We start from the raw sequence: 8951 nt of genomic DNA on the forward strand, positions 1-8951 counted from the left end.
GCGGCACCAGCAGCAGCAGCAGCGCGCGGGCGAGATAGCGACAGAGCGGCGAGCGTGGCAGCGCGTCGGGCGTCATCATCGGCGGTCACGCCGGCGGCCGGGAACGGTCGGCCAGCATGTGCGGGGCAGCCGCAGCGGGCAGGGGGGCAGCAAGCGGGACGGCTCGGGCGGGGTATCCGTACGGACGCGGGGGGGGTCGGCTGCGCGGGCGAGGCGCCGAGGATACCGGCGCTTCCCGCATGGCGCAAACGCGACCGGCCCGGGGCATGTCAGGCCGGATCGAACAGCTTGCCCGGGTTCAGGATGCCGTTCGGATCGAAGGCCGCGCGGATCGCCCGCAGATAGCTGATCTCGGCCGGATCGCGGCTGTAGGACAGGTAGGGCTTCTTGACCAGCCCGACGCCGTGCTCGGCCGAGATGCTGCCGCCGAGCGCGGCGAGCGTCGCGAACAGGTGCTCGCTGACCTGCTCGCAGGCGGCGACGAAGTCGGCGCGTGCCATTTCCGGCGGCTGCAGCACCGAGATGTGCAGGTTGCCGTCGCCGACGTGGCCGAACCAGATCACTTCGAAGTCCGGATACTCGCGCGCGAAGAGTTCATCCATCGCGCGCAGGAATTCCGGCACGCGCGCGACGCGCACCGAGACGTCGTTCTTGTACGGCAGGCGGTGCGCGATCGACTCGGTGATGTCCTCGCGCAGGCGCCACAGCGCCCGCCACTGGCTGTCGCTCTGCGACAGCACGCCATCGAGCACGATGCCGTCCTCGGCGAGCGTCTCGAAGGCCGCCATCGCGGCTTCGGTGTCGCGCTCTTCGGCGGCGTCGTACTCGGCGAGCACGTACCACGGCGTTTCGGTCTCGAACGGCCGCGGCTGGCCGTGGGCGGTGACGTAGGAAAGCGCCTGCGCCGAGAAGCATTCGAAGGCCGTCAGTCGCAGCGCGGCGCGCAGGCGCTCGAAGGCGCTCATGATCGCTTCGAGGTCGGGCAGGCCGAGCACCATGACCGCCGGTGCCTGCGGCGCTTCGGCGAGGCGCACCGTGGCCTCGACGATCAGCCCGAGCGTGCCTTCGGAGCCGATGAACAGCTGGCGCAGGTCGTAGCCGGTGTTGTTCTTGACCAGGCCGCGGTTCAGATCGAGCAGCTCGCCGCGGCCGGTGACGACCTTCAGGCCGCTGACCCAGTCACGGGTCATGCCCCAGCGGATCACCTTGATGCCGCCGGCGTTGGTCGCGATCGTGCCGCCGAGCTGCGCCGAGCCGCGCGCCGCGAAGTCGACCGGATACTGCAGGCCACGCTCGCGGGCGTAGTCCTGCAGGGTTTCGAGGATGACGCCGGGCTCGGCGGTGACGCTGCGATCGACCGCATCGAAGCCGAGGATGCGGTTCATGCGCTCGAAGGACAGCACCAGCTCGCGCGACTTCGCCACCGCGCCGCCGGAGAGGCCGGTGCGCCCCCCCGAAGGCACGAGCGGGCAGGCGGTGTCGTTGGCGATCGCGACGAGGGCCTGCACTTCGGCGACCGATTCCGGGAAGGCGACCGCGAGCGGGTCGGGCTGGTACAGGCGGGTCCAGTCGCGGCCGTGGCTGGCGAGGGTGTCGGCATCGGTGCGCAGGCGCGCGGGTGGCAGCAGCGCGCCGAGGCGGGCGAGGATGGCGGCATCGGACATGGCGGTCTCCGGCAGGGTTACAGAGGCTGCGCTGGTGCAGCGTAGGCGAGGGCCGGGCCGCTGCCCGGCCTTCCGGCCACCGGCATTTTGCGACATCATCGCCGGCCCGGCCGCGTCTGCCGGCAATCCGAGGAGCATCCGACCATGGGCAAGGTTTCCCTCGACCGACGCGAAATCAGGATTCTGCTGCTCGAAGGCATCGCGCCGAGTGCGGTCGAGACCTTCCGCGCCGCCGGTTACACCAACCTCGAACAGCACCGCAAGGCGCTGCCCGAACCCGAGCTGATCGAGCGCCTGCGCGAGGCCTACATCGTCGGCATCCGTTCGCGCACGCAGCTGACCCCGGCCGTGCTCGCCGAGGCGAAGAAACTCATCGCCGTCGGCTGTTTCTGCATCGGCACCAACCAGGTCGCCCTCGAGGCCGCTGCGAGCGCCGGCGTGCCGGTGTTCAACGCGCCGTTCTCGAACACGCGCAGCGTCGCCGAGCTGGTGATGGCCGAGATCGTGCTGCTGATGCGCGGCATCCCGGCCAAGAACGCGCTCTGCCACCGCGGCGGCTGGTCGAAGTCGGCCGCCGGCAGTCGCGAGGTGCGCGGCAAGCGCCTCGGCATCGTCGGCTACGGCCACATCGGCACGCAGGTCGGCATCCTCGCCGAGGCCTTCGGCATGCAGGTGCACTACTACGACATCGAGGCCAAGCTCGCGCTCGGCGGCGCGCAGCCGGTGCATTCGCTTGCCGAGCTGCTCGCGCGCTCCGACGTGCTGACGCTGCACGTGCCCGAGACGCCGCAGACCCGCAACATGATCGGGGCGGCCGAACTGGCGCGGCTGCCGGCCGGCGCGCAGCTGATCAATGCCTCGCGCGGCACCGTCGTCGACATCGACGCGCTGGCGGCGGCGCTCGCGAGCGGCCATGTCGCCGGGGCGGCGATCGACGTGTTCCCGGCCGAGCCGCAGGGCAACGACGACGAGTTCGTGTCGCCGCTGCGCGCCTTCGATCAGGTGCTGCTGACCCCGCACATCGGCGGCAGCACCGAGGAGGCGCAGGAGAACATCGGCTTCGAGGTCGCCGGCAAGCTGGTGCGCTACAGCGACAACGGCTCGACGCTGTCGGCCGTGAACTTCCCCGAGGTCAGCCTGCCCGCACACCCCGGCAAGCGCCGGCTGCTGCACATCCACGAGAACCGCCCCGGCCTGCTGTCGGCGATCAACGATGCGCTGTCACGCCAGCGCATCAACATCGCCGGCCAGTACCTGCAGACCCGCGGCGGCATCGGCTACGTGGTCATCGACATCGACGACGACGAGCACGCCGGCAAGCTGGCGCTGAAGGAGCTGCGCGCGATCGACGGCACGCTGCGCACGCGCATCCTGTACTGAAGCCCCGCCGGCTCCGTCCCGACGCCGCCCCCGTCGCCGCCCGCGCAAATCCCGGTGTCCTGACCGATGTTGACGTGCAGCCGCCCGCCGTCTGCGTTACCGATTGTCCGGACGCGGCCTGCGCCTGCGCATGCCCGCGCGCTGCCTTGCTGTCTGCGCGTCTGTCCGACCGATTCCCCCATCCGCGCCCGAGGTTACGCACCGTGTTTCTAGGCAGCGCCGCCGCGCCTCTCGAACTGGAAGTCATCAGCCGCCTGCCCGCGCAGGCCGGCGACAAGCCCCCCCTGCTGTTCGTGCACGGTGCCTTCGCCGGTGCCTGGTGCTGGGAGGAACACTTCCTCGATTTCTTCGCCGGTCTCGGCTACCCGTCCTATGCCCTGTCGCTGCGCGGCCATGCCGGCAGCGCCGGGCGCGATCGCCTGCACTGGAACCGGCTCGCCGACTACGTGACCGATGTCGCCGAGGTCGCCGTCGGCCTCGGCGAGCGCACGATCCTGATCGGTCATTCGATGGGCGGCATGGTCGTGCAGAAGTATCTGGAGCGCACGCCGGCGCCGGCGGCGGTGCTGATGTGCTCGGTGCCGCCCTCGGGGCTGATGTGGTCGAGCCTGCAACTGATGTGGCGCGATCCGATGCTGTGGATGGAGATGGGCGTCATCACGCACGCCGGTCCGCAGTACGGCAGCCGCTCGCTCGCCCGGCGCGCGCTGTTCTCGCCCGATGCACCCGATGCCGTCGTCGACCGGCTGATGAACCGCGCGCAGGAGGAATCCTCGCGCGTGCTCGCCGACCTGACCTGGGCCGACCTGCCGGCGGTGACGCTGGTGCGGCGCACGCCGCTGCTGGTGCTCGGCGCCGAGCACGATGCGCTGGTGCCGCCCTCGGAAGTGCTCGAAACCGCGCGCCGGCTCGGCGCCGAGTGCGAGATCGTGCCGCGCGTCGCCCATGTGATGATGTTCGAACCCGGCTGGGACCGTGTCGCCCGCCGCGTCGCCGGGTGGCTGGCCCGCCAGGGGCATTGAGCATCCGGATCCGTACCCGATCCGTCAGTACCCGCATCCGTACCGGGAGTCGTGACCATGTCCTTGCGAGATCAGTTGCTGAAGGCCGGCCTGGTCAGTGCCGATGCCGTGCAGAAGGCCGAGAAGGACCGCAAGCAGCAGAAGCACCAGCAGCAGAAGCAGCAGTCGCCGAGCCAGCGCGATGCGCAGAAGCTCGAAGCCGAGCGCCAGCGTCAGGCCGAAGCCGAGGCCAAGCGCCAGCGCGACCGCGAGCTGAACGCGAAGCGCGAGGCCGAAAAACAGCGTCAGGCCAACCTCGCGCGCGTCAGGCAACTGGTCGAGGCGCACCGCCTCAATGACGCCAGGGCCGAGGATCGCTACAACTTCCCGGACGGGCGCTTCGTGCGCAGCGTGCGCGTCACCGCCGCGCAGCGCCGCCAGATCGCGCTCGGGCAGATCGGCATCGTGCGCATGGACGCGAAGAACTTCGACTTCGCGCTGGTGCCGCGCGCCGAGGCGCTGAAGGTGCAGGAGATCGTGCCCGAGCGCCTGGCGCTGCTCTACGAGGAATCCGACGGGCTCGAAGAGGACGACTGGGGCGACTGGTAAGCAGCATCCCCGATCCCCGCGCCCAGACGCGCCAGCGTCGGCGCATCCAGCCAGGCGGCGAGCGGTGCCAGCAGGATCGCGGACGGCAGCGGTTCACTCGCCTCGGCTCCCCGCCAGGCGCGGGCCAGCAGCAGATGCCACACGGCCGCTGCCAGCGGCGCCTGCAGCGCCGGCGGCGGCGTGCCGAGGCCGGCCGCTGCCAGGGCCGCGAAATGCCGGATCAGCCGCCCCTGTTCCGCCGCGGCCCAGTCGTGCGAGCGTCCGGTGAGTTCCGCATCCTGCCCGAGCAATTCCGGCAGCGCCCGGAACAGGCCGGGGCGCGCCTGCACCGTCTGCACCAGTGCCCCGAAGTCTGCCGCGAACGCTGCGGCGGCCGGGTGACGGTCGATTCCGGCGCGCCGCGCCGCGAGCGCCTGCACCAGCCGGTCGAACAGCGCCAGCACGATCGCCTCGCGGTGGCGGAAGTGGTAGTACAGATTGCCCGGACTGATGCCGGCCGCGGCGGCGATGCGGTTCGTGGTCGTGCGCCGCTCGCCGTCGCGATCGAGCAGCGCGAGCGTGGCGTCCAGGATCGCATCGACGGTTCGGGCACCACAGGCGGCGGGGGCGGATCGGGCCATGGTCGGTTCCGGTTCGGCTTCGGGCAGCGGCGCCGGGGGGCTCTCCGGGGTGTACTTGCAGAGCGCTCGGGTCGGCATGGATCATGCGCGCCGCCGCGGCGTGCCGTATCCACGTGAAACGATGTTCATCATCGATTCCTCAGCGTTGCGTCCATCATGCCGGGGTACTGCCGCAGAGCGGTTTGCGGGCCAGGGACGGACCCGTGACGGGGGGAGGACCGATGCACTGGTTGCAACGAATCGACGACGACATCCGGCGACAGCGATCGCTGCGCGATGACGATGATGAACATGAACCGTCGGCCACGGACCGCGGGCGGGATACGGGGGAGAAAGACAACGTGAATCCGGTCATCACGGCCAACGAAGTCGAACTGGAGTTCGATGACGATCGCACGGCACGCGACGAAACCCGGGTGCGCTCGGTGCGCAGCCGCGTGCGCACCCGCAAGCGCAACCACCGCTGGAGCCTGCGCAGCCGCGCCCTGTTCGCGGCGCTGGTCGCGAGCCTGATGCTGACGGTGTTCATCAGCCTCGTGCTGTCGCTGCGCATGCTGTCGCTGTCCGAGGAAAACGACGAGCTGCGCCACCAGAACGAGCTGCGCGATGCCGAGCTCACGCAGGTGCGGCCCGAACTCGAACGCCTGCGCGCCGATGTCACCGAACTGATCGCCAAGCGCCTGCCGGGCCTGCGCCAGCTCGTGCTCGATCAGGTCGTGCCGATCGACGACTACTACCTGCGCAACGTCATGTTCACGCTGGTCAAGCGCGGCAAGCGCGCCGGCTACGAGTACCACCTGACGCTCAGCAACGACACGCTGCAGATGGTGCTGCCGCGCGTGAACATCTACCTGTTCGACCGCCACGGCGTGCACATCGGCTCGGCGCGCATCGGCGGCACCGGCGAGCACGTCGAGGAAGTCCCGGATCTCGGGCCGGGCGAGACCGTCACCAAGGTCGGGCTCGTGACCATCGGCGAGGGCGAGGAGGAGCCGGTGTTCTTCCGCGTGCGCGTCGCCGAACCGTACACGGCCGAAGAGCGCGAATCGCCGAACCCGCAGCGCTGAGCCCGACGCAGCAAGGCGCTGCGCGTCGGCCGGTTCAGGCGATGCGCAGCGCCCGGCGGCCGTCCCAGGTGTACAGCGCCAGCGCGGCCCAGATGCAGCCGAAGGTCACGGCATGCACGGCCGTGAAGGCCTCGCCGTAGGCGAGCACGGCGAGCATCAGCTGCACGCTCGGCGCCAGATACTGGAAGAAGCCGAGCGTCGAAAACCGCAGGCGCTTCGCGGCGTTCGCGAACCACAGCAGCGGCAGCGCCGTGATCAGCCCGGCACCGATGATGATCAGGTCGCGTGCCGGCGTGCCGTGGCCGAAGTGGCCGAGGCCCTGCGCATCGAGCCACAGCAGGCCGGCGAGGGCGAGCGGCGCGAGCAGCAGGGTTTCGACCGTCAAGCCCACCAGCGGCTCGATCGGCGCCAGCTTGCGGATCAGCCCGTAGGCACCGAAGCTCGCCGCCAGCGCCAGCGAGATCCACGGCAGTGCCTGCAGCTGCCAGCCCTGGTTCAGCACCCCGGCCGCGGCGAGCGCCACCGCGAGCCCCTGCAGCGGCCGCAGCCGCTCCTTCAGCAGCAGCACGCCGAGCAGCACGTTGAACAGCGGATTGATGAAGTAGCCGAGGCTCGATTCGAGCACGTGCCCGTTCAGCACCGCCCACACGAACACCAGCCAGTTGACGCTGACCAGCAGCGCGGTGATGAGCAGCACGCCGAGCCGGCGCGTGTCGGTGAGCGTCGCGCGCAGCTCCCGCCCGCGCCGGAAGGCCAGCACCAGCGCCCCGGTCACGAACACCGACCAGACGACGCGGTGCGCGATCAGCTCCGGCGCCGACAGCTCCGGCACCAGCTTCCAGTAGGCCGGCATCAGCCCCCAGGTCAGGTAGGCGAGCACGGCGTACAGCGCGCCGGTGGCAAACTCGGGATGCAGCCCCGGCGCGGGGCTGGCGACGGTTTCGGACGACGCGGACATGGCGGCGGGGCTCGGTGCGGAAGGGCGCGCAGCATGGGCGGGCCGGCCGCGGCCGGCAAGCCACGCTCCGGCATGAGGGGCGTGCAGCGACGTATCGGCGGGTTTGCGGGCCGGGGAGGATCGCTGCGGCAGGAGGCGTCACGGCGGCGAACTCAGGACGGCATGTGCGGGAGTCGCGGGGGAATCGTGCGTGGAATATGGAGACGATCCGGCGATTCATCCGGTGCGGATTGCGGTCGCCGGCATGCACCATGCCGGCGACTGGTGCCCCTCACTGGTAAAACGGCGACTGCTCCAGCTTCAGCGCCTGTTTCTCATAGCGCTGCCACGGCAGTCCGTGCGGCTGCGTCCGGATGTTGCAGAGCGCCGCGAGAAAGCCGGCCTCCTGATCGACGATCCACGAATCCCCACGCATGGCGAGTTCGAGCAGCCGCTGCTTGGCATTGTCCGAACGGGCGATGACGAGGAACCAGAGTTCGTCGGCGTTGAACGCGTGCAGCTTGTTCACGTCGGTCAGCATCGCCTGATCGAGCGACATGCCGCCGAACTTGCCGTCCTTCTTGTTCTCGACCTTCAACTCGACCGCGTACTTGCGGCCCTTGTGCGTGAAGCCGAAATCGCAGTGCTCCTGCGAGCCCGGATACGCCAGTTCGCGGGCATCGGTGATGCCGTAGCCGCTGCGCAGGAACGCGGCGATGACGACCTGCGCGTGGATTTCCCAGGCACCGCCGCTCTCCCAGCCTTCCTCGAAACTGCCGCGGCCGGCGCCCTGGTGAACGAGGTTCAGGAATTCGGTTTCAGTCATGGTCGTATTCCCGCTTGATCGGCGTTGAGCCGGCTCATTCGCCGAGTTTTTCCGCGAGCACGCCGGGCAGTTCGGGGTCTGGGAGGCTGCCGAGCAGCGACAGCGCGTGCTTCGCGAGTTCGCGCGGGACGCGGCCGGTCAGATGATGCAGGCGGGCACCGTTGTCCGGGAACGTGTCAAAAATGCCGTAATGGCCATCGTCGAAATGCAGAGCGAACCACGCCGTCGTGCCGGGTTCTTCCTGCACCATCGGTTGCGCGTCGCGCAGGAACTGCTCGACCTGCGCTGCATGGCCCGACTTCGGCAGGAAGCTCAGCAGCAGGGCCTTGGTGTCGGGCTCGGCCGACTGGAGCGTGGGCAGCTTGTCGGCGAGCACGTCCAGGCGCTGGATGCGCGGCGGCTCCGACAGCAGGACTTCGGCCTGCGCCATCAGGGCTTGGGCCACGACGCCCGCGAGGTGCGCCTCCCGTCCGGCGTCATCGGCGAAGACATCAAGGATGCCGTACTCCCCGCGCCCGAAGCGCAGGGCGAACCACGCGATCGTGCCCGCTTCCTGACGTACGGCCGGCAGCGCCGAGCACAAAAAGTCTTCCACCTCGGCCTGTCTGCCGTGTCTCGCTTCCAGTCGCACGAGTAAACCCTTGCTGACCATGCTGCCTCCGGAGGTTCGATGACGCCTCGGCGTGCCCGGAGTCATTGAAGACACGCGGGCATGCGAATTCATTCGGTGGCCTGATCCGGCGTCCGCCCGGGACTGCCGGACCGGAATTGCCGCAGCGCTTCAGTCTGCCGCTGCGTCCTCCAGGATCACGTCGCTCGCCTTCTCGCTGATCATGTAGACCGGCGT

The 8951-nt window shown here is 69.8% G+C and carries 8 protein-coding genes and 1 pseudogene; 4 read left to right on the forward strand and 5 right to left on the reverse strand.

What is annotated here, in order from left to right:
- Positions 1 to 269: 269 nt before the first annotated feature.
- Positions 270 to 1664 carry an FAD-binding oxidoreductase gene (locus PKE44_RS02740; RefSeq protein WP_324548134.1) on the reverse strand — a complete coding sequence of 465 codons (1395 nt, stop codon included), beginning with the start codon at positions 1662 to 1664 and terminating at the stop codon, positions 270 to 272.
- 144 nt (positions 1665 to 1808) lie between these two features.
- Between PKE44_RS02740 and serA the strand changes: the two genes are divergently transcribed.
- The 3 genes from serA (at position 1809) to PKE44_RS02755 (ending at position 4654) form a co-directional block, all read left to right on the forward strand.
- Positions 1809 to 3044 (forward strand): phosphoglycerate dehydrogenase, encoded by a 1236-nt coding sequence (gene serA / locus PKE44_RS02745; RefSeq protein WP_324548135.1) that lies wholly within the window; start codon positions 1809 to 1811, stop codon positions 3042 to 3044.
- Between the two features lie 203 nt (positions 3045 to 3247).
- Complete coding sequence (locus PKE44_RS02750) at positions 3248 to 4066, forward strand: alpha/beta hydrolase (RefSeq protein WP_324548136.1); 819 nt, start codon at positions 3248 to 3250, stop codon at positions 4064 to 4066.
- A gap of 57 nt (positions 4067 to 4123) precedes the next feature.
- The gene (locus tag PKE44_RS02755; RefSeq protein ID WP_324548137.1) at positions 4124 to 4654 is read left to right on the forward strand and encodes a DUF2058 family protein; all 531 of its coding nucleotides are present in this window, start codon (positions 4124 to 4126) and stop codon (positions 4652 to 4654) included.
- Here the strand turns inward: PKE44_RS02755 and PKE44_RS02760 are convergent.
- A complete protein-coding gene (locus PKE44_RS02760; protein ID WP_324548139.1) occupies positions 4606 to 5274 on the reverse strand; it encodes a helix-turn-helix domain-containing protein in 669 nt (222 codons plus the stop codon). The two genes, PKE44_RS02755 and PKE44_RS02760, sit on opposite strands and share 49 nt — an antisense overlap.
- 341 nt (positions 5275 to 5615) lie before the next feature.
- Here PKE44_RS02760 and PKE44_RS02765 point away from each other — a divergent pair, with 341 nt between their 5' ends.
- Positions 5616 to 6341 carry a hypothetical protein gene (locus PKE44_RS02765; RefSeq protein ID WP_324548140.1) on the forward strand — a complete coding sequence of 242 codons (726 nt, stop codon included), beginning with the start codon at positions 5616 to 5618 and terminating at the stop codon, positions 6339 to 6341.
- A 34-nt stretch (positions 6342 to 6375) separates the two neighbouring features.
- On the opposite strand, the gene rarD is transcribed toward PKE44_RS02765, so the two are convergent.
- The 3 genes and pseudogenes from rarD to PKE44_RS02780 all read right to left on the reverse strand — a co-directional run.
- Positions 6376 to 7299, reverse strand: a complete 924-nt coding sequence (gene rarD / locus PKE44_RS02770) for an EamA family transporter RarD (RefSeq protein ID WP_324548141.1) — start codon at positions 7297 to 7299, stop codon at positions 6376 to 6378.
- A gap of 271 nt (positions 7300 to 7570) precedes the next feature.
- On the reverse strand, positions 7571 to 8104 hold the full coding sequence (locus tag PKE44_RS02775) for a hypothetical protein (RefSeq protein WP_324548142.1): 534 nt from the start codon (positions 8102 to 8104) through the stop codon (positions 7571 to 7573).
- A gap of 355 nt (positions 8105 to 8459) precedes the next feature.
- Positions 8460 to 8756, reverse strand: a pseudogene (locus tag PKE44_RS02780) (hypothetical protein); the annotation flags it as partial.
- Between the last annotated feature and the right edge of the window lie 195 nt (positions 8757 to 8951).

This window comes from Plasticicumulans sp. (genome assembly GCF_035331805.1).
Classification (GTDB): domain Bacteria; phylum Pseudomonadota; class Gammaproteobacteria; order Competibacterales; family Competibacteraceae; genus Plasticicumulans.